22 protein-coding genes are annotated in these 23,696 nt (G+C 69.6%); 19 read left to right on the top strand and 3 right to left on the bottom strand.

Translation table 11 applies throughout. From position 1 onward, the window contains the following. The first annotated feature begins 32 nt into the window (after positions 1-32). Complete coding sequence (locus F8R89_RS07260; protein WP_055622871.1) at positions 33-935, top strand: tRNA (adenine-N1)-methyltransferase; 903 nt, start codon at positions 33-35, stop codon at positions 933-935. A gap of 230 nt (positions 936-1,165) precedes the next feature. Then, complete coding sequence (locus tag F8R89_RS07255; protein ID WP_151783178.1) at positions 1,166-1,744, top strand: hypothetical protein; 579 nt, start codon at positions 1,166-1,168, stop codon at positions 1,742-1,744. A gap of 57 nt (positions 1,745-1,801) precedes the next feature. On the opposite strand, the gene F8R89_RS07250 is transcribed toward F8R89_RS07255, so the two are convergent. Continuing rightward, the gene (locus tag F8R89_RS07250) at positions 1,802-2,107 is read right to left on the bottom strand and encodes a ferredoxin (protein WP_151783177.1); all 306 of its coding nucleotides are present in this window, start codon (positions 2,105-2,107) and stop codon (positions 1,802-1,804) included. Between the two features lie 245 nt (positions 2,108-2,352). On the opposite strand from F8R89_RS07250, the gene arc reads away from it, so the two are divergent. The 6 genes from arc (at position 2,353) to prcA (ending at position 8,539) form a co-directional block, all read left to right on the top strand. Beyond that, positions 2,353-4,119, top strand: a complete 1,767-nt coding sequence (gene arc / locus F8R89_RS07240; RefSeq protein ID WP_151783176.1) for a proteasome ATPase — start codon at positions 2,353-2,355, stop codon at positions 4,117-4,119. 242 nt (positions 4,120-4,361) lie between these two features. After that, positions 4,362-5,873: a depupylase/deamidase Dop gene (gene dop / locus F8R89_RS07235; protein ID WP_192806062.1), complete on the top strand. Its 1,512-nt coding sequence runs from the start codon at positions 4,362-4,364 to the stop codon at positions 5,871-5,873. 199 nt (positions 5,874-6,072) lie between these two features. Further along, entirely contained in the window at positions 6,073-6,291 is a 219-nt protein-coding gene (locus tag F8R89_RS07230; protein WP_151783175.1) for a ubiquitin-like protein Pup, read from the top strand. A gap of 32 nt (positions 6,292-6,323) precedes the next feature. Beyond that, a complete protein-coding gene (locus F8R89_RS07225) occupies positions 6,324-6,917 on the top strand; it encodes an endonuclease VII domain-containing protein (protein ID WP_151783174.1) in 594 nt (197 codons plus the stop codon). Further along, the gene (gene prcB, locus F8R89_RS07220) at positions 6,869-7,714 is read left to right on the top strand and encodes a proteasome subunit beta (RefSeq protein WP_086872523.1); all 846 of its coding nucleotides are present in this window, start codon (positions 6,869-6,871) and stop codon (positions 7,712-7,714) included. The genes F8R89_RS07225 and prcB overlap by 49 nt, the downstream gene beginning before the upstream one ends. A 60-nt stretch (positions 7,715-7,774) precedes the next feature. Further along, a complete protein-coding gene (prcA, locus tag F8R89_RS07215; RefSeq protein ID WP_151783173.1) occupies positions 7,775-8,539 on the top strand; it encodes a proteasome subunit alpha in 765 nt (254 codons plus the stop codon). Between the two features lie 73 nt (positions 8,540-8,612). Here prcA and F8R89_RS07210 read toward each other — a convergent pair whose 3' ends face one another. After that, positions 8,613-9,629: a LacI family DNA-binding transcriptional regulator gene (locus F8R89_RS07210; RefSeq protein WP_192806061.1), complete on the bottom strand. Its 1,017-nt coding sequence runs from the start codon at positions 9,627-9,629 to the stop codon at positions 8,613-8,615. Positions 9,630-9,729: 100 nt separating this feature from the next. On the opposite strand from F8R89_RS07210, the gene F8R89_RS07205 reads away from it, so the two are divergent. The 11 genes from F8R89_RS07205 (at position 9,730) to F8R89_RS07150 (ending at position 21,310) form a co-directional block, all read left to right on the top strand. Then, a complete protein-coding gene (locus F8R89_RS07205) occupies positions 9,730-10,989 on the top strand; it encodes an MFS transporter (RefSeq protein WP_151783171.1) in 1,260 nt (419 codons plus the stop codon). 9 nt (positions 10,990-10,998) lie between these two features. Next, positions 10,999-12,360 carry a Pup--protein ligase gene (gene pafA / locus F8R89_RS07200; protein ID WP_055622880.1) on the top strand — a complete coding sequence of 454 codons (1,362 nt, stop codon included), beginning with the start codon at positions 10,999-11,001 and terminating at the stop codon, positions 12,358-12,360. Positions 12,361-12,492: 132 nt separating this feature from the next. Next, entirely contained in the window at positions 12,493-13,494 is a 1,002-nt protein-coding gene (locus F8R89_RS07195) for an FKBP-type peptidyl-prolyl cis-trans isomerase (protein ID WP_151783170.1), read from the top strand. A gap of 64 nt (positions 13,495-13,558) precedes the next feature. Further along, positions 13,559-13,930, top strand: a complete 372-nt coding sequence (locus F8R89_RS07190) for an FKBP-type peptidyl-prolyl cis-trans isomerase (RefSeq protein ID WP_094055282.1) — start codon at positions 13,559-13,561, stop codon at positions 13,928-13,930. A 156-nt stretch (positions 13,931-14,086) separates the two neighbouring features. Continuing rightward, on the top strand, positions 14,087-15,040 hold the full coding sequence (locus tag F8R89_RS07185) for a helix-turn-helix transcriptional regulator (RefSeq protein WP_151783169.1): 954 nt from the start codon (positions 14,087-14,089) through the stop codon (positions 15,038-15,040). Positions 15,041-15,059: 19 nt separating this feature from the next. After that, entirely contained in the window at positions 15,060-16,076 is a 1,017-nt protein-coding gene (locus F8R89_RS07180; protein ID WP_151783168.1) for a helix-turn-helix transcriptional regulator, read from the top strand. 67 nt (positions 16,077-16,143) lie between these two features. Continuing rightward, positions 16,144-16,434, top strand: a complete 291-nt coding sequence (locus F8R89_RS07175) for a hypothetical protein (RefSeq protein ID WP_151783167.1) — start codon at positions 16,144-16,146, stop codon at positions 16,432-16,434. Between the two features lie 182 nt (positions 16,435-16,616). Continuing rightward, positions 16,617-16,811, top strand: coding sequence for a hypothetical protein (locus F8R89_RS07165; protein ID WP_151783166.1), 195 nt, complete (start codon positions 16,617-16,619; stop codon positions 16,809-16,811). 257 nt (positions 16,812-17,068) lie between these two features. Continuing rightward, entirely contained in the window at positions 17,069-17,359 is a 291-nt protein-coding gene (tatA, locus tag F8R89_RS07160; protein ID WP_151783165.1) for a Sec-independent protein translocase subunit TatA, read from the top strand. A 92-nt stretch (positions 17,360-17,451) separates the two neighbouring features. Then, positions 17,452-18,342 carry a twin-arginine translocase subunit TatC gene (gene tatC, locus F8R89_RS07155; protein WP_151788023.1) on the top strand — a complete coding sequence of 297 codons (891 nt, stop codon included), beginning with the start codon at positions 17,452-17,454 and terminating at the stop codon, positions 18,340-18,342. 115 nt (positions 18,343-18,457) lie between these two features. Beyond that, on the top strand, positions 18,458-21,310 hold the full coding sequence (locus F8R89_RS07150; RefSeq protein WP_151783164.1) for a DEAD/DEAH box helicase: 2,853 nt from the start codon (positions 18,458-18,460) through the stop codon (positions 21,308-21,310). A 47-nt stretch (positions 21,311-21,357) separates the two neighbouring features. On the opposite strand, the gene helR is transcribed toward F8R89_RS07150, so the two are convergent. Beyond that, positions 21,358-23,541 carry an RNA polymerase recycling motor ATPase HelR gene (gene helR, locus F8R89_RS07145; RefSeq protein WP_151783163.1) on the bottom strand — a complete coding sequence of 728 codons (2,184 nt, stop codon included), beginning with the start codon at positions 23,539-23,541 and terminating at the stop codon, positions 21,358-21,360. Between the last annotated feature and the right edge of the window lie 155 nt (positions 23,542-23,696).

Raw genomic sequence — 23,696 nt, 5'->3', positions numbered from 1 at the left:
GCGACCCCCCGAAACGCCGGTAGGCTGTTCACATGTCCGAACCGACCGGTGCCGCCCGCAGGCGCGGGCCCTTCAAGGTCGGGGACCAGGTTCAGCTGACCGACCCCAAGGGCCGCCACTACACGTTCACGCTCGAAGAGGGAAAGAACTTCCACACCCACAAGGGTTCCTTCCCCCACGACGAGCTGATCGGCGCTCCCGAGGGCAGCGTTGTCCGCACCACCGGTAACGTCGCCTACCTCGCGCTGCGCCCCCTGCTCCCCGACTACGTCCTGTCCATGCCCCGCGGGGCGGCCGTCGTCTACCCGAAGGACGCGGGGCAGATCCTCGCCTTCGCCGACATCTTCCCCGGCGCCCGCGTCGTCGAGGCCGGCGTCGGCTCCGGCTCGCTCAGCAGCTTCCTCCTGCGCGCCATCGGCGACCACGGCATGCTGCACTCCTACGAGCGCCGCGAGGACTTCGCCGACATCGCCCGGCAGAACGTCGAACGCTACTTCGGCGGCCCCCACCCCGCCTGGCAGCTCACCGTCGGCGACCTCCAGGACAACCTCAGCGACACCGACGTCGACCGCGTCATCCTCGACATGCTCGCCCCCTGGGAATGCCTCGAAGCCGTCTCCAAGGCACTCGTCCCCGGCGGCATCGTCTGCTGCTACGTCGCCACCACCACCCAGCTCGCCCGGACCGTCGAGTCCATCCGCGAGATCGGCTGCTTCAACGAGCCGACCGCCTGGGAGACGATGATCCGCAACTGGCACATCGAGGGCCTCGCCGTCCGCCCCGACCACCGCATGATCGGGCACACCGGCTTCCTCCTCACCGCCCGCCGCCTCGCCGACGGCGTCGAGCCGCCCATGCGCCGCCGCCGCCCCGCCAAGGGCGCCTACGGCGAGGACTACGAAGGCCCCAACGCCGACCGAGGCGCCGGCCGCTGACCCGAGGCCCGCACCACCGACAACGCGAAGGCGCTGGGGTGGAGTTCCCGGAACCACCCGGGAACTCCACCCCAGCGCCTTTTCGTTCGCCGCCCACCCCGTCGGCCCCTCGCAGACCCGGCCCCACGGGAAACCCCACCAAGTACCCACCCCGCCGTTCCCCCGCACTGTGACGTGTGGCACGATGCTGGCCACCCCCACCGGCACAGCCCTCACAGGAGACGCTCCTAGTGCAGCAGACCGCGGTCCCGGAACTGGCACACACCCACACCCGGCCCATCCACTGGGTGGCCACCGCCACAGCGCTGGCCGGCGTCGTGGCGCTCTCCAGCGTCCTCCAGCCCGACTCGGCGACCGCCGCCCAGCCGACCCCCGACGACGCCAGGAACGCCCCCGCGGCCGCCGCGCCCCCCGACGCCGCCAAGGCCGACTTCCCGCTCACCTGCGGACCGGTCAAAGCCCTCGTCGTCAAGAAGGCCACCGGAGACCTCGACGGCGACCACCGCCCCGAGACCGTCGCCGTCGTCCACTGCGACTCACCCATGGGCACCCCGCCCGACGGCGTCTACGTCCTCACCCAGGCCGCCGGCACCGCCGAGCCCCGCATCGTCGCCACCCTCATCGACCCCAAGGACAGCATCACCGTCCGTGACATCGCCGTACGCGACGGAGCCGTCACCGCGCACCTCTACGGCTACTCGTCACCGGACGTGCCCCGCTGCTGCCCCGACGTGAACGACAGCGCGAAGTGGCAGTGGAAGAACGGCTCGTTCGTACGCTCGACACCCGCCGCCGCACACAGCGTCTGAACCCCGTCACGGAACGTGTGAGGAATCAGACAGCGACAACGCCCCGTACGCGCAAGGTCACTCGGCGTCCGGACCGAACACTTCGACCTTGTCCAGAACACGACGTACATGGATGCACTCGCCCGGACACTCCCGCGCCGAGTCCACCACATCCGTGAGAAGCGGCAGCGGCACGGGCGTTGCCGCCCCCTCCGCCTGCAACAGCTCGTCGTCGGCGCCCTTCACGTACGCCAGACCATCGATGTCCAGCTCGAACACCTCAGGCGCATACTGGGCACAGATGCCGTCACCCGTGCACAACGCCTGATCGATCCAGACCTCCAGCGGCTCACCCTCGACCCCGGCCGCCTGTTCCACGCTCATCTCTCCCACCGCTTCCCCCGCCGAGCCGCACGGGAATCCGGCCAGCTCCGACGGGTGTTGAACACCTCGACACTACCCCCGCCTGGGTTCCAATCATGTTCGGTGGGTATTCCCCTGGCGTGAGGGAGAGCGCAAGGGTGAAGATCGGACACACCCCGACCGTCTTTGTGATCTAGGGGTTTCAATCGACACCCACCCAGGTAGGGTCTGGAAGCGTCCAGCTCCCCTTGGAGGAGGTGAGGACCGTGGCAGCCCACGACGACGACATGAACCGCGGCATCCGCCCGGGACGAGGGTCCGACGACCCGGCCGGGCAGATCGCCTACCTTGAGCAGGAGATCGCCGTCCTGCGACGCAAGCTCGCCGACTCTCCGCGGCACACGAGGATCCTCGAAGAGCGGATCGTCGAACTGCAGACCAATCTGGCCGGCGTGTCCGCCCAGAACGAGCGACTCGCGAACACGCTCCGTGAGGCCCGCGACCAGATCGTGGCCCTCAAGGAGGAGGTCGACCGGCTTGCCCAGCCACCGGCCGGCTTCGGTGTCTTCCTGCAGGCCAACGAGGACGGCACCGCCGACATCTTCACCGGAGGCCGCAAACTCCGCGTGAACGTCAGCCCCAGCGTCGAACTCGACGACCTCCGGCGCGGCCAGGAGGTCATGCTCAACGAAGCGCTCAACGTGGTCGAGGCCATGGAGTTCGAGAGCGTCGGCGACATCGTCACCCTCAAGGAGATCCTCGAGGACGGCGAACGCGCACTCGTCCTCGGGCACACCGACGAAGAGCGCGTCGTACGCCTCGCCGAACCACTGCGCGGCGTCAACATCCGTCCCGGCGACGCCCTCCTGCTCGAACCCCGATCCGGCTACGTCTACGAGATCGTCCCCAAGAGCGAGGTCGAAGAACTCGTCCTCGAAGAAGTCCCCGACATCGGCTACGAACAGATCGGCGGCCTGGGCGGCCAGATCGAGGCCATCCGCGACGCCGTCGAACTGCCCTACCTCTACCCGGACCTGTTCAAGGAGCACGAACTGCGCCCACCCAAGGGCGTCCTGCTCTACGGACCCCCCGGATGCGGAAAGACACTCATCGCCAAGGCCGTCGCCAACTCGCTGGCCAAGAAGGTCGCCGAAGTCACCGGCCAGGCCGCCGGCAAGAGCTTCTTCCTCAACATCAAGGGACCCGAGCTCCTCAACAAATACGTCGGCGAGACCGAGCGGCAGATCCGCCTCGTCTTCCAGCGCGCCCGGGAAAAGGCCTCCGAGGGCACACCCGTCATCGTCTTCTTCGACGAGATGGAATCCCTCTTCCGCACCCGCGGCTCCGGCGTCAGCTCGGACGTGGAGAACACCATCGTCCCGCAGCTCCTCGCCGAGATCGACGGCGTCGAAGGCCTGCAGAACGTGGTCGTCATCGGCGCCTCCAACCGCGAGGACATGATCGACCCCGCCATCCTGCGCCCCGGCCGGCTCGACGTGAAGATCAAGATCGAGCGCCCCGACGCCGAGGCCGCCAAGGACATCTTCGGCAAGTACCTCACCGAACGCCTCCCGCTCCACTCCGAAGACCTCGGAGAACACGGCGGCGACAAGTCGATGACGGTCCAGAGCATGATCCAGACCGCCGTCGAGCAGATGTACGCCGAATCCGAGGAGAACCGCTTCCTGGAAGTCACCTACGCCAACGGCGACAAGGAAGTCCTCTACTTCAAGGACTTCAACTCCGGCGCCATGATCGAGAACATCGTCGGCCGCGCCAAGAAGATGGCGATCAAGGACTTCCTCGAGCACAACCAGAAGGGCCTCCGCGTCTCCCACCTCCTCCAGGCCTGCGTGGACGAGTTCAAGGAGAACGAGGACCTGCCCAACACCACCAACCCCGACGACTGGGCCCGCATCTCCGGAAAGAAGGGCGAACGGATCGTCTACATCCGCACCCTCATCACCGGAAAGCAGGGCGCGGACACCGGACGCTCCATCGACACGGTGGCGAACACCGGTCAGTACCTGTAAAAGGCAGGGCGGCTGCGGGCTCCCCACCGGGAACCCGCAGCCGACTGTTTTTCCGGCCACGCCGGACCGAAGGCGACCAACGCAATGACGCAAATGATCTCCCCACCAGCGCAAAGGCGTTCTAGGCTCTTCCATACCGCGCAGTCGCGCAGTGCGGGGACGGGCACCGCACACGCCACCGAGCGCCAGCGGTATCTGCGCGGCGCCCACGACCGAGGGCGCCGCCGGGCAAGGAGGGCCGCATGACCGTACGGCGAGTAATGGGCATCGAGACCGAGTACGGAATCTCCGTCCCCGGCCACCCCAACGCCAATGCCATGCTCACCTCATCCCAGATCGTCAACGCCTACGCGGCGGCGATGCACCGGGCCCGCCGGGCCCGCTGGGACTTCGAGGAGGAGAACCCCCTGCGCGACGCGCGAGGCTTCGACCTTGCCCGCGAGGCCGCCGACTCCACCCAGCTCACCGACGAGGACATCGGCCTCGCCAACGTCATCCTCACCAACGGCGCACGGCTCTACGTCGACCACGCCCACCCCGAATACAGCGCCCCCGAGGTCACCAACCCCCGCGACGCCGTCCTCTGGGACAAGGCCGGCGAACGCATCATGGCCGAGGCCGCCGAACGCGCCGCCCAGCTGCCCGGCGCCCAGCCCATCCACCTCTACAAGAACAACACCGACAACAAGGGCGCCTCCTACGGCACGCACGAGAACTACCTGATGAAACGGGAAACCCCCTTCTCGGACATCGTGCGCCACCTCACCCCCTTCTTCGTCTCCCGCCAGGTCGTCACCGGCGCCGGACGCGTCGGCATCGGCCAGGACGGCCACGAACACGGCTTCCAGATCAGCCAGCGCGCCGACTACTTCGAAGTCGAGGTCGGCCTCGAGACGACACTCAAACGGCCCATCATCAACACCCGCGACGAACCCCACGCCGACGCCGAGAAATACCGCCGCCTCCACGTCATCATCGGCGACGCCAACCTCTCCGAGATCTCCACCTACCTCAAACTCGGCACGACCGCCCTCGTCCTGTCCATGATCGAGGACGGCTTCATCGCCGTCGACCTCGCCGTCGACCAGCCCGTCCGCACCCTCCACCAGGTCTCCCACGACCCCACACTGCAGCGCCTCATCACGCTGCGCAGCGGACGCACCCTCACCGCGGTCCAGCTCCAGATGGAGTACTACGAGCTGTCCCGCAAGTACATCGAGGAACGCTACGGAGCCGACGCCGACGACCAGACCAAGGACGTCCTCACCCGCTGGGAGGACACCCTCAACCGGCTCGAGAACGACCCCATGAGCCTCGCCGGCGAACTCGACTGGATCGCCAAACGCGAACTCATGGAGGGCTACCGGCGCCGCGACGGCCTCGACTGGGACGCCGCCAAGCTCCACCTCCTCGACCTCCAGTACGCCGACGTACGGCCCGACAAGGGCCTCTACAACCGCCTCGCCGAGCGCGGCCGCATCAAGCGCCTTCTCGACGAGGACACCGTCCAGCGGGCCAAGACGACGCCGCCCGAGGACACCCGCGCCTACTTCCGCGGCCGCTGCCTGGAGCAGTACGCCGACGACGTTGCCGCGGCCTCCTGGGACTCCGTCATCTTCGACCTCCCCGGACGCGACTCCCTCCAGCGCGTCCCAACCCTCGAACCACTTCGCGGAACGCGAAATCACGTCAAGGAGCTCCTGGACCGCTGCCGCACCGCGGAAGACCTGGTCAGGGTCCTGTCGGGCCACTGAGGGGTACACGGACCGGGCCGGTTCCGCACCGGCCCGGCAGGGTGGAAAACCCGGCGGCCGGGAATCATCGAGATGGCCCCCGTACGTTGAGGAAACTGCGGGGCCGATGTCGGACCCGGCTTGTAGGGTCTGATCATCACCGATCGGCAGGAAAGCCGACCTGTCGACCATGTCGGGCGAACTGAGCGGGGTGAGGGATATGGCAACCAAGGACACCGGCGGCGGACAGCAGAAGGCCACGCGCTCCACCGAGGAGGTCGAGGAGCAGTCCGCGGACACACAGGCCGCGGAAGACCTCAAGGAGCGCCAGGAAAAGCTGAGCGACGACGTCGACTCGGTCCTGGACGAGATCGACGATGTCTTGGAAGAGAACGCAGAGGATTTCGTTCGATCGTTTGTTCAAAAGGGCGGCCAGTAGCCTTCGAAGTGAAGGCTACGGGGGACTTCAAAGTGGCAAATGAAGAGGGTGTGAAGCGCTGCGTACGGTGCGGCGAGGAGAAGCCGTACGCAGCCTTCGCTCGTAAGCGATCCACCCTGGACGGTCTTCAGCGGCACTGCCGGGACTGCGCATCGGACTATCACCGGGCACGTCAGAAGAGTCTGGGTCGGAAGGTGCGTCCCCAGGTGGAGGTGCCCGAAGGGCACAAGCTCTGCTTGAGGTGCGGCGAGGTGAAGCCGTGGAGCGAATGGCACCGCAATGCCACAGCGTCCGACGGGCTGTCCACGCGCTGCAAGGCGTGCCGGGCCATCGAAGGCCGGGAAGGTCATCTGATGCGCCACTACGGCCTCACCCAAGCCGAGCGTGACGCCATGGTCGCAGCGCAGAAGGGGCTGTGCGTCATCTGCCTAAGGTCCCCCGCGATCCATGTGGATCACTGCCACAAGACGGGTAAGGTCCGTGGCGTACTGTGCTTCAACTGCAATTCGGCCATCGGCAAGTTGGGGGACGACCCCGACGCCGTCCGCCGGGCCGCCGCTTACTTGGAAGGAATCGCGTGGAAGCCAACACTCGTAGCACCGGGCGTCTACCAGCTGCCTTCCTGACGCCTGGGTCGTCCTCGTTCATGGACTTTCTCGCCGAGCACCAGCCCGAGCTGCTGCCCGGCAAGCGTCAACTTCCGCCCACGCAGGGTGTGATCGAGGCGCCGCACGGCACCACGATCGTCGCCGTGACGTTCCCGGGCGGTGTGGTCCTCGCCGGTGACCGGCGGGCCACGATGGGCAATGTCATCGCGCAGCGGGACATCGAGAAGGTGTTCCCGGCCGACGAGTACTCGGCGGTGGGTATCGCCGGCACGGCGGGTCTGGCCGTGGAGATGGTGAAGCTCTTCCAGCTGGAGCTGGAGCACTTCGAGAAGGTCGAGGGCGCGCAGCTGTCGCTGGAGGGAAAGGCGAACCGGCTGTCGACGATGATCCGTTCGAATCTGGGCATGGCGATGCAGGGTCTGGCCGTGGTGCCGTTGTTCGCCGGGTACGACGTGGATCGTGAGCGGGGCCGGATCTTCTCGTACGACGTCACGGGCGGGCGTTCGGAGGAGCACGGTTACGCGGCCACGGGTTCGGGTTCGATCTTCGCGCGGGGTGCGATGAAGAAGCTGTTCCGTGAGGATCTGAGCGAGGCCGAGGCCACGACGCTGGTGGTGCAGGCCCTGTACGACGCGGCTGACGACGACTCGGCGACCGGTGGTCCCGATGTCGCGCGCCGGATCTATCCGATCGTCACGGTGATCACCGAGGACGGTTTCCGTCGGCTCGGCGACGAGGAGTCCTCCGAGATCGCGCGTTCCATCCTGGAGCGGCGTCTGGAGCAGCCCGACGGTCCGCGGGCTTCGCTGCTGTAGCGGCGTGGCCGGTTGTTTCCAGGTGATCGTGTGACTTCGACAGAAAGGGACGGATAACCGGTGTCGACGCCGTTCTATGTGTCACCCCAGCAGGCGATGGCGGACCGGGCGGAGTATGCCCGGAAGGGCATCGCGCGTGGTCGCAGCCTTGTCGTGCTGCAGTATGCCGACGGCATTGTGTTCGTCGGTGAGAACCCGTCCCGTGCGCTGCACAAGTTCAGTGAGATCTATGACCGGATCGGTTTCGCGGCCGCCGGTAAGTACAACGAGTACGAGAATCTGCGGATCGGTGGTGTGCGGTATGCCGATCTGCGGGGTTACACCTATGACCGTGATGATGTGACGGCGCGGGGTCTGGCGAACGTGTACGCGCAGACGCTGGGCACGATCTTCTCGTCGGCGGCGGAGAAGCCGTACGAGGTGGAGCTGGTCGTGGCGGAGGTGGGTGAGACTCCGGAGGGTGATCAGATCTATCGGTTGCCGCATGACGGTTCGATCGTGGACGAGCACGGTTCGGTCGCGGTCGGTGGTAACGCGGAGTTGATCAGCAGCTATCTGGATCAGCGGCATCAGGACGGGATGAGTCTGGCGGAGGCGTTGCAGCTGGCCGTGCAAGCGTTGTCGCGGGAGTCGAACGGTTCGCAGCGGGAGATTCCGGCGGAGCGGCTGGAGGTGGCGGTGCTGGATCGTACGCGTCCGCAGTCGCGGAAGTTCAAGCGGATCGTGGGCCGTCAGCTGGACCGTCTGCTGGAGGCGGGTGGCGCGGCGACGGAGGCGGAGAGCGCGGACGAGTCGGAGGGTTCGTCCGGCGGTTCGGAGAAGTAGTCCGCCTTCAACCAAGACCCTGCTTGTGTGCCCCGGTCGCTGTGCGGCCGGGGCCTCGGCGTTCCCGGGGCGGTCAGGAGGCTCTGGGGGGTGCTGTGGAGCCGCGGACGACGAGCTGGACGGGGATGTCGTCCTTGTCGGGTGTGCGGCCTTCGAGGACGGCGAGGAGGGCCTGCATGCCGCGTTCGCCGAAGAGTTCGGCGTCGAGGCGGACGGTGGTGAGTTCGGGGTCGATGGCGGTGGCGAGGGCGAGGTCGTCGAGGCCGGTGACGGAGATGTCGTCGGGGACGCGGAGTCCGAGGCGGCGGATGGCCTTGTAGGCGCCGGCGGCGAGTTTGTCGTCGTCGCAGACGATGGCGGTGGGGTGGGGGTGGGCTGCGGCGAGGGCGTCGGCGGTGGCGGTGCGGGCGGCGTCGATGGCGATGGGGGCGTGTGCGGTGCGCAGGGTGGTGCCGGGTGCGGTGGCGAGGCGGGTGGTGAGTTCGCGGGCGCGGACGTCGAAGGTCCAGGAGGGGATGTCGGCGGCGAGGTGCAGGAAGTGGCGGTGGCCGAGGCCGAGGAGGTGGTCGGTGACCTGGCGGACGCCGTCGGCGATGTCGAGGTTGACGGTGGTGGCGCCGTGGCTGCCGGCGGGGTCGCTGTCGAGCATGACGAGGGGGAGCTGGTCGCCGCGGATGGTGGTGAGGGCGTCGGCGGCCATGGAGGAGGCGATGACGCCGTCGAGGGCGGCCTGGGCGGAGGCGAAGGGGTCGCGGGCGGGGCCGATGCCTTCGGGGGAGGGGTAGAGGACGACGCCGAAGCCGTGGTGTGCGGCGATGCGGGCGGCTCCGGTGTAGACGCCGGCGAAGAATTCGGTGGTGAGGGCGGGGACCACCAGGAGGACGGTGCGGGTGTGGCCGAGGCGGAGGTTGCGGGCGGCGAGGTTGGGCCGGTAGCCGAGGCGGCGGGCGGCTTCGCGGACGCGTTCGGCGGTGGTGGGGGAGACGCGGCCGCGCCATTTGTCGCCGAGGACGAGTGAGACGGCTGCCTGGGAGACTCCCGCGGCCTGGGCGACGTCCCGGCTGGTGGGGCGGGTGCTGCCTGTTGCCACGGTGGGCCTGCTCTTTCGTCTGGACTGCGGACAGCGCACATGGTACGTATGACGAGCGACGTTATACGTAAAACTAACGGGGTGGAGGGCGGTGCGGCCGATGGCCGGGGCTTATCTGGAGGTCCTCAGGGCGAGGCACGCCGCCCGGCTGCTGGTGGGCACGCTGGTGGGCCGGCTGCCGAACGCGGTGGCGGCGCTCGCGATCGTGCTGTTCGTTCGCGCGGAGGGCGGTTCGTACAGTCTGGCCGGGGGACTGGCGGCGGCGTACGGGGTGGCCAACGCGGTGGGCCAGCCGGTGCTGGGGCGGCTGGTGGACCTGTTCGGGCAGCCGCGAGTGCAGCTGCCGGCGGCCGTCGCGTCGGCGGTGGCGACGGCGGTGTTCGCCTTCGTGGGGATCGACGCGCTGGGGGCGGCGTACGCGGCCGTGGTGCTGGCGGGTCTGTTCACTCCGCCGCTGGAGGGCGGGCTGCGGGCCCTGTGGTCGTCGGTGCTGCCCAAGGAGGGGCAGGTGCACACGGCGTACGCGATGGACGCGGTGGCGCAGGAGGTCATGTTCACGCTGGGCCCGTTGCTGCTGACGCTGGGGGCGGCGCTGTGGTCGGCGCAGGTCGCCCTGGTGCTGCTGAACGTGGTCGGGGTGCTGGGGGCGCTGTCGGTGGTGGTGTCGCCGCCGTCGCGCGCGTGGCGTTCGGAGCCGCGCGAGGCGCACTGGCTGGGGGCGTTGCGGTCGCCGGGGCTGCTGGCGCTGCTGGGGGCGTTCCTGTTCGTCGGGATGGCGATGGGCTCGATCGCGGTGGCGGCGGTGTCGTACGCGGACGATCACGGTGGGGACGTGGTGTACGGCTGGCTGATGGCCGGGCTGGGGCTGGGCGCGCTGCTGGGTGGTGTGGTGTACGGGGCGCGGCAGTGGGGTGGTGAGCCGGCGCGGCGGCTGCGGACACTGGTGGCGTTCCTGGCGGTGTGTTACCTGCCGCTGATGCTGATGCCGGGTGTGGTGGCGATGACGGGGCTGGCGGTGCTGGCGGGGGTGTTCCTGGCGCCGTCGATCGCGTGTGCGTTCGTGCTGGTGGACCGGCACGCTCCGCGGGGCACGGTGACGGAGGCGTTCTCCTGGCTGGTGACGACGTTCACGGTGGGCGCGTCGGTCGGTACGGGTGTGGCGGGGCCGGTGGTGCAGGCGGGCGGGGCCCTGTGGGGGTTCGCGGTGCCGGGTGCGGCGGGGGCCGTGTCGTTGCTGGTTCTGATGGCCACGGGGCGGGTCCTCGCAGCTCCCGCGCGGGGTGCGGTCGTTGCGGCTTCATCGGAAAATGATCCGAACCGTGCTGTCGAACCCCGTTTCAGCTCAGGGGATCGGGCGTAATGTTCAGTCATGGACCGCCGCATTTTCGGGCTGGAGAACGAGTACGGCGTCACGTGTACGTTCAGGGGACAGCGCCGCCTGTCTCCCGACGAGGTGGCGCGGTACCTCTTCCGCCGTGTCGTGTCATGGGGCCGCAGCAGCAATGTCTTTCTGCGAAACGGCGCCCGCCTCTATCTCGACGTGGGCTCACATCCGGAATACGCGACACCCGAATGTGACAACGTGACCGAGCTGGTCACCCACGACAAGGCCGGCGAGCGCATTCTCGAAGGACTCCTGGTAGACGCGGAACGACGCCTGCACGAGGAGGGAATCGCAGGCGACGTCTACCTCTTCAAGAACAACACGGACTCCGCCGGGAACTCGTACGGCTGCCATGAGAACTATCTGGTGGCACGCCATGGCGAGTTCTCCCGGCTCGCGGACATCCTCATCCCGTTCCTGGTGACCCGGCAGCTGTTGTGCGGCGCCGGGAAGGTGCTGCAGACGCCGCGTGGTGCGGTGTACTGCGTGAGCCAGCGGGCGGAGCACATCTGGGAGGGCGTCTCGTCGGCGACGACGCGTTCCCGGCCGATCATCAACACGCGGGACGAGCCGCACGCGGATGCGGAGCGCTACCGGCGTCTGCACGTCATCGTGGGCGACTCGAACATGTCCGAGACGACGATGCTGCTGAAGGTCGGCGCGACCGATCTGGTGCTGCGCATGATCGAGGCGGGCACGGTGATGCGGGACCTGACCCTGGAGAACCCGATCCGGGCGATCCGCGAGGTCAGCCATGACATCACGGGCCGGCGCAAGGTGCGTCTGGCCAGTGGCCGGGAGGCGTCGGCGCTGGAGGTGCAGCGCGAGTACTACGAGAAGGCCGTGGACTTTTGTGAGCGCCGCGGTATCCGCACGGGCACGGTCGAGCAGGTCCTGGAGCTGTGGGGCCGGACGCTGGACGCGATCGAGACGGAGGATCTCGACCGGATCGGCACCGAGATCGACTGGGTCATGAAGTACAAGCTCATCGAGCGGTACCGGGCCAAGCACAACATGACGATGTCGCATCCGCGGGTCGCGCAGATAGACCTCGCGTACCACGACATCCACCGGCGCCGCGGGTTGTACTACCTGCTGGAGAAGAAGGGGCAAGCGACCCGGATCTGCAACGACTTGAAGATCTTCGAGGGCAAGTCGGTGCCGCCGCAGACCACTCGGGCCCGGTTGCGGGGTGACTTCATCCGCCGGGCGCAGGAGCAGCGCCGGGACTTCACGGTCGACTGGGTGCATCTGAAGCTGAACGACCAGGCGCAGCGCACGGTGTTGTGCAAGGACCCGTTCCGTTCGGTGGACGACCGGGTGGAGAAGCTGATCGCCGGTATGTGAGGCCGGTGCGTGCCGGCCGTACCCGCCGGAACGCAACACGGGCGCCGTACGTTTCCCGTACGGCGCCCGTCGCACGCCGTAGAGTTGCGCGCACGCCTGTCCACAAGATCGACTGATTACGAGGCCCCCACCGTGCGCCGACGCTCCCTTCTCATCGCCGTACCCGCAGGAATGGTCACGCTCGCCGCTTGCGGTGACGACAAGGACTCGGGGGGCGAGGCGAGTGACAGTGTGTCGCCGTCGGCGCCGGAGCAGTCGGCCGCGCCGTCGCCGAAGATCGTGGACGGTCCGCTGCCGGCGATCACCGCGGGGACGAAGTTCGGTGAGAAGCCGACGGTCGCCAAGGGCAAGGGTGAGCCGTCGAAGGACCTGGCGGTGCGCACGGTCATCGCGGGCAACGGCAAGACGGTCGCGGAGAACGACTATCTCCAGGCGAACTACCTGGGGCAGATCTGGGCGACCGGCAAGGTCTTCGACAACTCGTACGACCGCAAGACGCCGCTGCTGATCCAGCTGTCGCAGGGCCGCATCATCGACGGCTGGCGGTACGCGCTGACCGGCAAGAAGGTCGGCAGCCGGGTCGAGATGGCGGTGCCGCCGACCTGGGGGTACGGCAAGGACGGCAACGAGCAGGCGGGGATCAAGGGTACCGACACCCTGGTGTTCGTGGTCGACATCGAGGACTCGTTCAACGCGTCGAGCTCAGCGAAGGGCAAGAAGGTCCCCCAGACCGACGCGAACCTGCCGAAGGTGGGGACGAACACGGACGGCAAGGAGCCCTCCCTCACGGTTCCGAAGACGGACCCGCCGAAGAAGCTCGTGTCGAACTACATCCTGGAGGGTGACGGCGACGAGGTCGCCGCCGAGAACACCGTCCTGGTGCAGTACGTGGGCGTGCAGTGGTCGAACGGCAAGAAGTTCGACGCGTCGTACGACGCGAAGCAGCTGGTGTCGTTCCCGCTGGCGCAGGTCGTCAAGGGCTGGTCGCAGGGCCTGACCGGCAAGAAGGTGGGTAGCCGGGTGCTCATCGTCATCCCGCCGGAGCTGGGATACGGAGACCAGCCGCCGCAGGGCAGCGGCATCGAGAAGAACGCCACGCTGGTGTTCAGCGTGGACATCCTCGCCAAGATGTGACGGCCGCCCTGGGGATGAAAGACTGACCGTGTTGTCTTTCCACGAAAAGCATGGAGCGTAAGACGTGAGCATCGACAAGCCCGAGATCGACTTCCCGGGCGGCGAGCCCCCGGCGGACCTCGAGATCAAGGACATCTGGGAGGGCGACGGTCCGGTCGCGGAGGCGGGTCAGACCGTCACCGTGCACTACGTGGGTGTGGCCTTCAGCACGGGCGAGGAGTTCGACGCCAGCTGGAACCGCGGCACGCCGTTCCGCTTCCCGCTGGGTGGCGGCCGGGTCATCAAGGGCTGGGACCAGGGCGTGCAGGGCATGAAGGTCGGTGGCCGCCGTCAGCTGACGATCCCGGCGCACCTGGCCTACGGCAACCAGAGCCCGACGCCGGCGATCAAGCCCGGTGAGACGCTGATCTTCGTGGTCGACCTGCTCGGCGTCTGAGCGTCGCCTCCGGTCGCCGCCTGTGATCGGTGGGCGACCGAAGCCGACTACCTGGGGTCCATGCCTGTCCGGGCATGGGCCCTCGGCTTTTGCGGCGCCCCCGCGGGGCGGTACGGTCATCGGTCGTAAGCACCATAGGGAAGGCGAAGGGCGTCGATGGCCATTGCCAAGGCCGAGCGGCTCATGAATCTGGCGCTGTGTCTGCTCGGGACGCGGCGGCCACTGAGCAAGCGCGAGCTGCGTGAGTCCCTCGAGGCCTACCTGGAAGCGGGCTCCGACGACTCCTTCAACCGGATGTTCGAGCGCGACAAGGACGATCTGCGCGAGCTGGGCCTGGTCATCGAGACCGTGGAGAACCTGGACGGCGAGGTCGGCTACCTGGCCCGTCGTGACAGCAACCGGCTGCCGCCGATCACCCTGGACGCCGAGGAGGCCGCCGCGCTGGGGCTGGCCGCGAAGGTGTGGCAGCAGGCCCGGCTGGCGGGCGCGGCGAGCGGCGCCCTGCAGAAGCTGCGCGCGGCCGGCCTGCCGGAGGACGTCGACCCCTACGAGCCGCACAGCGCCCTGGAGCCCCGGATCCCGGTGCACGAGGCGGCCTTCGAGCCGCTGATGCTGGCCTGCCGGGACCGGCGGCCGGTCATGTTCGACTACCGCAAGGCCACCGCGGCGCACCCGGAGCCCCGGCATGTGGAGCCGTGGGCGCTGGAGTGCTGGCGCGGCCACTGGTATCTGGCGGGCTGGGACCGCGACCGGGGCGCCGAGCGGGTGTTCCGGCTGTCCCGGATCACGGGGAGGGTGCGCAGCCGCGGCGGCCGTTTCACCGCCGAGGTGCCCGACGTGGTGACCGTGCGGGAGACCGTGGCGAGCTGGGCGGGGGAGATCGCCGACCGGTCCGCGCTGATCCGGCTGCGCGCGGGCTCCGGGTACCCCCTTCGGGCGAAGGCCACCTCTGTCCGGGAACTCGGGGACGGCTGGGACGAGTTGGAGATTCCGTACGGCCACGGGCTGGACGCCTGGCTGGTGGAGTTCGGACCGGACGTGGTGGTGCTCGAGCCCGCCGAGCTGCGGGCCGATGTGGTGGACCGGCTGCGTGCCGTGGCCAAGGGCTGAGGGGGAGCGGAGCAAGACAGTGGCAGGCAAACCGGTCAGGCCCACGAGCGCCATCGATCAGACGCGGCGGATGCTCTCCCTGGTGACCTATCTGAGGGAGCGGCCCGGCGCGCGTGTCGAGGATGTCGCCCGTGCCTTCGGCATCTCCGAGGACGAGCTGGTCTCCGACCTCGACGTGCTGCCCATGTGCGGCACCAGTTTCCGCGGTGGTGATCTGCTCGACATCGACACCGACGGCGAGCGCATCTGGTGGCACAACCCGGACGACGTCGCCGAGCCGCTGCGGCTCGCCGCCGACGAGGCGACGGCGCTGCTGGTGGCCGCGCGTGCGGTGGCCACGCTGCCGGGGCTGCGCGAGAGCGACCGGCAGGCGCTGCTGCGGGCCACCGCGAAGGTGGAGACGGCGGCCGGCGAGGCGGCCGTCTCCAGTGCCCGGCTGTCGGTGACGTTCGAGTCCGAGGGCGGGGTCTTCGCCGACGTCGACCGGGCGATCTCCGAGCGGCGCCGGCTGTGGATCCGCTACTACTCGCCGGCCCGGGACGAGGTGACCGAGCGGGAGATCGACCCGATCCGGCTGGTCAGCGTCGGCCACACCTATGTGGAGGCGTGGTGCCGGCGCTCCGAGGCGCGGCGCACCTTCCGGCTGGACCGGGTCGCCGAGATCAAGATCCTCGACGAGCCGTCCGCGCCGCCTGAGGTGGAGCTGCGGGACCTGTCCGAGGGGCTGGTGCAGCCCGCGGCGGAGGACCCGGAGGTCGTGGTCGAGGTCGGCCCGGGCGGCCGGTGGGTCGCCGAGTACTACCCGCACGACAGCGCCGATGAGCTTCCCGACGGCGGGCTGCGTATCACCTTGCGTACGCCCGACCCGGCGTCCCTGCGGCGGCTGGCGCTGCGGCTCGGCGGGGACGGCCGGATCGTGTCGCCGCCCGAGCTGGCCGACAGCGCCCGGCGGGCGGCCCGCGAGGCGCTGGCGGCGTACGACGGGATGGAGATACGGGGCCCGGGCGCGGCCCACGCGGTGCACGACGGACAGTAGGGGCGAAGCGGCCCGGCGGTCGGCCGGGCCGGTGGCACGGCAGCAGGCGACAGGCGGGAGCGGGACTTTGAGCGAGTCGGCGACGTCCGGGGTGCGGGCAGTGACGGTGGCATCCGCTTTCGCCGGGATGAGAAGCGTGACCCCGGTGATGTTCCGGGCGGGCTGCCCGGACTGCCGTGGCCGGTTCGAACTCGCCGCGCAGGCCCTGAGACTCGTCATCGGCGCCAGCAGCCGTACGACGTTCTACTCGTTCACGTGCCCCGCCTGCGGGGCCGGCGTCCGCAAGCCGGCGGGGGAGCGGATCGTGGAACTGCTCACCGGCGGCGGCGTCAGCACCCTGCGGCTGCACACCCCCTGAGGGGGTGTCTTGCCGATCGGGCCGGGCTCTCGGTGTCTGGCACCGCGCCTCGCGGCGTTGTCGTCGGTCGCCGATGCGCCGCATCGACTCCCTCCTCCGCCTTGCGATGCACGGCACCAGACACCGAGAGCTGATCCGGCCCGATCGACAAGACACCCCCTGACACGGTCTAGGCTCGGCTCATGTTCTGGCCGATGTTCGCGGTAGCTGTGGGTTTCGTGGGTCTCGCCGTTCTCGGTGTGCTCGCCGTGCGGGTGTTCGTGGAGGCGCGGCGCCTCGGTCTTCAGGTGACGGAGTCGGCCCGGCGGATCAACAGGGCGGCGGAGGACCTGGAACGGGCCTCGGTCGGTGTGGCCCGTGCGGCGGACTCCCTGTAGGGCGTGCAAGGAATCGGTGTGAGTGCCGAGTCGTGTACGTTTTGCACCGCTTCGCCCTGTCGTCGGGTTGTGGGTGGCAGGTACGCTGCAGACTTGCGGCCCGGGAGCGAGGCGCGGGCACGCGACTGGGAGCATGCACAGGGATTGTCCTGCGTTCACCCCCGAGCGTTACGATCGCTGGCAGCACGGTGGTCGGATGTATGTCCGACCGGCCGGGTATTCGGACCATGTCGCCTCGGTGAAGAAGGTATACAGCTATGGGTAGGCTCGGCCCCACCGAGATCATCCTGATCCTCGTCGTCATCATCCTGCTGTTCGGTGCGAAGAAGCTCCCGGACATGGCCCGCTCCCTCGGCAAGTCGGCCCGCATCCTCAAGAGCGAGGCCAAGGCGATGAAGGAGGACGACAAGTCCGCCGCCCCCGCCGACCCGCCGAACAACACCACCGGCGACCAGCAGCCCCCCGCCCAGCGCGTCATCCAGGCTTCCCCCGGCGACGTGAACAGCTCGCGCCCGGTCAACGAGCCGACGGACACCACGCAGCGCTGACGCAGGGCCGGTGAACTCCGGCCCGCCGCACGAGATGGGAACGTGGGTTGCTGAAGTCTGCCCGCAAACAGGAGAAGGACCCCGAGGGGCGGATGCCGCTCGCCGAGCACCTTCGCGAGCTCCGCAACCGGCTCGCGAAGGGCATGCTGGCCATCACGGTCGTCACCATCGTGGCCGCGTTCTACAACCAGCAGTTGATGGAGTTCCTCTCCGACCCCGTGCCGAAGTGTGAGCGGGGGCTCGGCGAGACCACGGGCGGCGGCTGCGCGGTCGTCGCGTACACCGATCTGCTCTCTCCCTTCACGACCACGGTGAAGGTGAGCCTCATGGCGGGCATCGTCCTGTCGACCCCGTTCTGGCTGTACCAGCTGTGGGCGTTCATCGCCCCGGGTCTGCACAAGCACGAGCGCAAGTACACGTACTACTTCGTGGCGGCCGCGGTCCCGCTGTTCCTCGGCGGTGCCTGGCTCGCGTACACGATCATGCCGGTCAGCATGCGTGTGCTGCTCGGCATCACGCCCGAGGGCTCGGCGAACATCCTGCCGATGGACAAGATCCTCGACTTCAGCGTCCGGATGGTCCTCGTCTTCGGCGCGGCCTTCGAACTGCCGCTGTTGCTGATCATGCTGAACTTCACCGGCGTGGTCACGGGCAGCCGGATGCTCGGCTGGTGGCGCGGTGTCGTCATGGGCGTCTTCATCTTCGGCGCGGTCGCCACGCCCACCACCGACCCGGTCGGCATGATCGCCCTCGCCGGGCCGATCGTGATCCTTTACTTCATCGCCGTCGGGATCGCCCTCCTGAACGACCGCCGCCGCCATCGCGACGACCCCGACGCGGCCCTCGACGACGACGAGGCCTCCGACCTCGACCTGACCCCCGAGAGCATCGGCGAGGTCGAGCGCGTCTCCCCGGGCCGCGCCCTGCCGGAGCAGGCCACCTCGGAGAGGGACAGGATCAACGGCTACGACGACGTGACCTGACCGTCGGCCACCACCCAGCGCACACGGCCGGGGCGCCCACAGGGCGTACCCGGCCGCTCGCGCTCCGCGGTCGCGCGCCGGGCGGACGCCGGGGCGCCGGCCGCTGATACGGATAATGATCGTCCCGTTGTCAGTGGCGCCCGGTACGCTCGAAAGCACGATGACAGAGGACCTCTCACCGGCCGAGCGGTACGCGGCAGCACGCAGGCGCGCTGCCGAGCAGGCCACCGCGCTCGCCTCCTTCCGCGAGATGTACGACTTCGGCCTCGACCCCTTCCAGATCGAGGCGTGCCAGGCGCTCGAGGAGGGCAAGGGCGTCCTGGTGGCCGCGCCCACCGGCTCGGGCAAGACGATCGTCGGCGAGTTCGCCGTCCACCTCGCCCTGCTGCAGGGCAAGAAGTGCTTCTACACCACGCCGATCAAGGCGCTGTCCAACCAGAAGTACGCCGACCTGTGCCGCCGCTACGGGGACGACAAGGTCGGCCTGCTCACCGGTGACAACAGCATCAACTCCGACGCCCCGATCGTCGTGATGACGACCGAGGTCCTGCGGAACATGCTGTACGCCGGGTCGCCGACCCTCCTCGGTCTCGGCTACGTCGTCATGGACGAGGTGCATTACCTCTCCGACCGCTTCCGCGGCGCCGTCTGGGAGGAAGTGATCATCCACCTCCCCGAGTCGGTCACGCTGGTGTCACTGTCGGCGACCGTCTCCAACGCCGAGGAGTTCGGCGACTGGCTCGACACCGTCCGCGGCGACACCGAGGTGATCGTCTCCGAGCACCGGCCCGTGCCGCTGTTCCAGCACGTGCTCGCCGGACGCCGGATGTACGACCTGTTCGAGGAGGGCGAGGGCAACCGCAAGGCCGTCAACCCGGACCTGACCCGGCTGGCGCGCATGGAGGCCACCCGGCCCTCCTACCAGGACCGCAGACGCGGCCGCGCCATGCGCGAGGCCGACCGCGAGCGGGAGCGCCGCCAGCGCTCCCGCGTCTGGACCCCGGGCCGCCCCGAAGTCATCGAACGGCTCGACGCCGAGGGCCTGCTGCCCGCCATCACGTTCATCTTCAGCCGCGCCGGCTGCGAGGCCGCCGTCCAGCAGTGCCTGTACGCGGGGCTGCGGCTCAACGACGACGAGGCCCGGGAGCGGGTGCGCGCCCTGGTCGAGGAGCGCACCGCCGCCATCCCCACCGAGGACCTGCACGTCCTCGGGTACTACGAGTGGCTGGAGGGCCTGGAGCGCGGTATAGCCGCCCACCACGCCGGGATGCTCCCCACGTTCAAGGAGGTCGTCGAGGAGCTGTTCGTCCGCGGCCTCGTCAAGGCCGTCTTCGCCACCGAGACCCTCGCCCTCGGCATCAACATGCCGGCCCGCTCGGTGGTCCTGGAGAAGCTCGTCAAGTGGAACGGCGAGCAGCACGCCGACATCACCCCCGGCGAGTACACGCAGCTCACCGGCCGTGCGGGCCGCCGCGGCATCGATGTCGAGGGGCACGCCGTGGTGCTGTGGCAGCGCGGCATGAGCCCCGAGCACCTCGCGGGTCTCGCCGGCACCCGGACCTATCCGCTGCGCTCCAGCTTCAAGCCGTCGTACAACATGGCGGTCAACCTGGTCGAGCAGTTCGGCCGGCACCGCTCGCGCGAGCTGCTGGAGACGTCGTTCGCCCAGTTCCAGGCCGACAAGTCGGTCGTCGGCATCTCCCGTCAGGTGCAGCGCAACGAGGAAGGGCTCTCCGGCTACAAGGAGTCCATGACCTGCCACCTCGGCGACTTCGACGAGTACGCGCGGCTGCGCCGCGAACTCAAGGACCGTGAGACCGAGTTGGCGCGGCAGGGCGCCGCCCAGCGCCGCGCGGAGTCCGCGGTCGCGCTGGAACGCCTCAAGCCGGGGGACGTCATCCACGTGCCGACGGGCAAGTACGCGGGCCTCGCCCTCGTGCTGGACCCCGGGCTGCCGGCCGGCCGGTCCAACGGGCACCGCGGCTTCGACCACCACGACGGCCCGCGCCCCCTGGTCCTCACCGCGGAACGGCAGGTCAAGCGGCTGGCGTCCATCGACTTCCCGGTGCCCGTGGAGGCGCTGGAGCGGATGCGCATCCCGAAGTCCTTCAACCCGCGCTCCCCGCAGTCGCGCCGGGACCTCGCGTCCGCGCTGCGCACCAAGGCCGGGCACATCGCGCCGGAGCGCCACCGCAAGCAGCGCTCGCAGGCCGCCGACGACCGGGAGATCGCCCGGCTGCGCAAGGCGATCCGCGCGCACCCCTGCCACGGCTGCCAGGACCGCGAGGACCACGCCCGCTGGGCCGAGCGCTACCACCGCCTGCTGCGCGACACCTCGCAGCTGGAGCGCCGGATCGAGGGCCGCACGAACACCATCGCGCGCACCTTCGACCGGATCGTCGCCCTGCTCACCGAGATGGACTACCTGCGCGGCGACGAGGTCACCGAGCACGGCAAGCGGCTCGCCCGGCTCTACGGCGAACTCGACCTGCTGGCCAGCGAATGCCTGCGTGAGCGGGTCTGGGAGGGCCTGGACCCGGCCGAACTGGCCGCGTGCGTCTCTGCGCTGGTCTACGAGTCCCGCGTCGGGGACGACGCGATGGCCCCGAAGCTGCCGTCCGGCAAGGCGAAGGCCGCGCTCGGCGAGATGGTCCGCATCTGGGGGCGCCTGGACGCCCTGGAGGAGGACTTCCGGATCACCCAGTCCGAGGGCGTCGGCCAGCGCGAACCCGATCTCGGCTTCGCCTGGGCCGCCTACATGTGGGCCAACGGCAAGGGCCTGGACGAGGTGCTGCGCGAGGCGGAGATGCCGGCGGGGGACTTCGTGCGCTGGTGCAAGCACGTGATCGACGTGCTCGGGCAGATCGCGGCGGCCTCCCCGGTGGAGGGTTCGACCGTGGCGAAGAACGCGCGCAAGGCCGTGGAGGGACTGCTGCGCGGCGTCGTCGCCTACTCGTCGGTGAGCTGAGCGGACGCCCGGGGCCCGCGCCGGTCCGGCGCGGGCCCCAGGCGTCGTCACCGCAGGACGACGAGGTGCCGGGTGGCCCGGGTCATCGCCACATAGTGGTCCACGGCGGCCTGGACGCCCTCACCGAACCGCTCGGGCCGCACCAGCACGACCAGGTCGAACTCGAGTCCCTTCGTCAGCTCCGGCGGAAGGGACCGCACCCGCTCGCCCGACGGGAAGCCGGGGGCGCCGATGACACAGGCGACCCCGTCGGCGTTGTCGGCCAGCCAGGCGTCCACGACCGCGTCCAGGTCCGCGACCCGGCCGTGCACGACGGGGAAGCCTCCGCTGCGGATGGACGTCGGCACGTTGGCGTCCGGGAGCACGGCCCGGATCACCGGCTCCGCCTCCGCCATGATCTCCCGCGGTGTGCGGTAGTTGACGGTCAGGGAGGCCTCCTCGACCCGGTCCAGGCCGACCCGTTCCAGACGTTCCCGCCAGGACTCGGTGAAGCCCTGCCGGGCCTGGGCGCGGTCACCGACGATGGTGAAGCTCCGGGACGGGCAGCGCCGCAGCAGCATCTGCCACTCGGCGTCGGTGAGTTCCTGCGCCTCGTCGACCACGATGTGCGCGAACGGTCCCGCCAGCTGATCCGGGTCCGGTTCGTCGAGCTCCGTCTCGTCGACCAGGCTGACCTGGGCGTCCTGGCCGCGCAGCATCCGCACCAGGCCCTCGCCGTCGTCGCCGTCCGCGCCCGAGTCCGCGACGGCGTCGATCAGGTTGTCCACGACCCGTGTCATCCGCTCCCGCTGCGCCGCCAGCGTCCGTGCGTGCCGCCGACGGCGCCGGGCCGCCTCCGGGTCGCCGAGCCGCTGCCGGGCCGCGTCCAGGAACGGAAGGTCGGACACCGTCCAGGCGTCCGGCCGCTCGCGCTGGAGCAGCCGTACCTCGTCCGGGGTGAGCCAGGGGGCGCACAGCCGCAGATACGCGGGGACCGTCCACAGGTCGCCGACCAGGTCGGCGGCCTCGAGCAGGGGCCACGCCCGGTCGAAGGCCGTCCGCAGTTCCCGGTGCCGCTCCAGGGCCCGGCGCAGCATCTGCGCGGGGATCTCGGCGTCGTCGCCGGAGGCGTCCTCCTCGTGCCGGTCGGTCAGGAGGGTGAGCAGTTCCTCCCAGACCTGCTCGCGGGCCTCGTTGTGCGGGGTGCCGGGTTCCGCCGCGTCGAACGCCGCCGCCCAGTCGCCCGCGCTCAGCCGGATCCCGGACCAGGGGGTCGTCACCGTCATGCCCTCGGTGGGCGGTTCCTCGTAGAAGCGCACGGCCTTCTCGATCGCCCGCACCAGGTCCGCGGACGACTTCAGCCGGGCCACCTCCGGGTCCGTCTCGACGCCGGCGGTGGCGCCCTCGGCGACGAGGTCGCGCAGCACGCAGGTCTGCACGCCGTCCTCGCCGAGGCTGGGGAGCACGTCGGAGACGTACGCCAGATAGGGCCGGTGCGGGCCGACGAACAGCACCCCGCCCCTGCGGTGCCCGAGGCGCGGGTCGGCGTGCAGGAGGTACGCCGAGCGGTGCAGGGCGACCACGGTCTTGCCGGTGCCCGGCCCGCCGTCGACGACGAGCGCGCCCCGGGACCCGGCGCGGATGATGGCGTCCTGGTCGGCCTGGATGGTGCCGAGAACATCCCGCATCCGGGACGAGCGGTTCCCGGCGAGGCTCGCGACGAACGCGGACTGGTCGTCGAGCGCGGCGTGCCCGGACAGGCCGTCCGGGGTGAACACCTCGTCCCAGTAGTCGCTGATCCGGCCGCCGGTCCACCGGTAGCGGCGGCGGCTGGCCAGGCCCATCGGGCGGGCGTGGGTGGCGCCGAAGAACGGCTCGGCGGCGGGGGAGCGCCAGTCGATCATCAGCCGGCGGCCCGTGCTGTCGGTCAGGCCGAGCCGCCCCACGTACACGGGCCGCGGGTCGTCCGCGAAGACCATCCGGCCCAGGCACAGGTCCAGGCCGAAGCGGCGCAGGGTGCGCAGCCGGGCGGTGAGGCGGTGGATCTCGGTGTCCCGGTCCATGGCCTGGCGGCCCAGGCCGCCCTCCGCCCTGCGTTCGGCGGCGAGCCGCTCGGTGAGGTCAGCCGTCGTCTCCTCGAGGCAGCGGGCGATGGCGGCGAAGTGCCGGTCGTCGTCGGCGATCAGGGCGGGGTCGGCCTTGGCCCGCCGACGGTCGTCGAGGGCGAACGCGGTGGTGGGGAGGGGGTGCAAGCGGGGTCTCCGATCAGAGGCCGAGGTGCCGGGAAGAGGTGTGTTTCCTGGTCGGACCGGAGATTGTGCGCCATCGAGGGGGCCTTGCCGCAAGGCCCCCTGTGCGCTATATGTTGAGAGTGGCAAGGAGTGCGTGACTCTTTGCCTTTCGTGTT

Source organism: Streptomyces sp. SS1-1 (assembly GCF_008973465.1).
Taxonomy (GTDB): domain Bacteria; phylum Actinomycetota; class Actinomycetes; order Streptomycetales; family Streptomycetaceae; genus Streptomyces.
This window is presented reverse-complemented; position numbering and strand designations above follow the sequence as displayed.

Excerpts from the sequence above, each read along its gene's own strand:
- F8R89_RS07260 (WP_055622871.1), top strand. The coding sequence starts at position 33 with ATGTCCGAACCGACCGGTGCCGCCCGCAGGCGCGGGCCCTTCAAGGTC.
- F8R89_RS07250 (WP_151783177.1), bottom strand. The coding sequence starts at position 2,107 with ATGAGCGTGGAACAGGCGGCCGGGGTCGAGGGTGAGCCGCTGGAGGTC.
- dop (WP_192806062.1), top strand. The coding sequence starts at position 4,362 with ATGACCGTACGGCGAGTAATGGGCATCGAGACCGAGTACGGAATCTCC.
- F8R89_RS07230 (WP_151783175.1), top strand. The coding sequence starts at position 6,073 with ATGGCAACCAAGGACACCGGCGGCGGACAGCAGAAGGCCACGCGCTCC.
- F8R89_RS07205 (WP_151783171.1), top strand. The coding sequence starts at position 9,730 with ATGGCCGGGGCTTATCTGGAGGTCCTCAGGGCGAGGCACGCCGCCCGG.
- pafA (WP_055622880.1), top strand. The coding sequence starts at position 10,999 with ATGGACCGCCGCATTTTCGGGCTGGAGAACGAGTACGGCGTCACGTGT.
- F8R89_RS07185 (WP_151783169.1), top strand. The coding sequence starts at position 14,087 with ATGGCCATTGCCAAGGCCGAGCGGCTCATGAATCTGGCGCTGTGTCTG.
- F8R89_RS07165 (WP_151783166.1), top strand. The coding sequence starts at position 16,617 with ATGTTCTGGCCGATGTTCGCGGTAGCTGTGGGTTTCGTGGGTCTCGCC.
- tatA (WP_151783165.1), top strand. The coding sequence starts at position 17,069 with ATGGGTAGGCTCGGCCCCACCGAGATCATCCTGATCCTCGTCGTCATC.
- tatC (WP_151788023.1), top strand. The coding sequence starts at position 17,452 with ATGCCGCTCGCCGAGCACCTTCGCGAGCTCCGCAACCGGCTCGCGAAG.
- F8R89_RS07150 (WP_151783164.1), top strand. The coding sequence starts at position 18,458 with ATGATCGTCCCGTTGTCAGTGGCGCCCGGTACGCTCGAAAGCACGATG.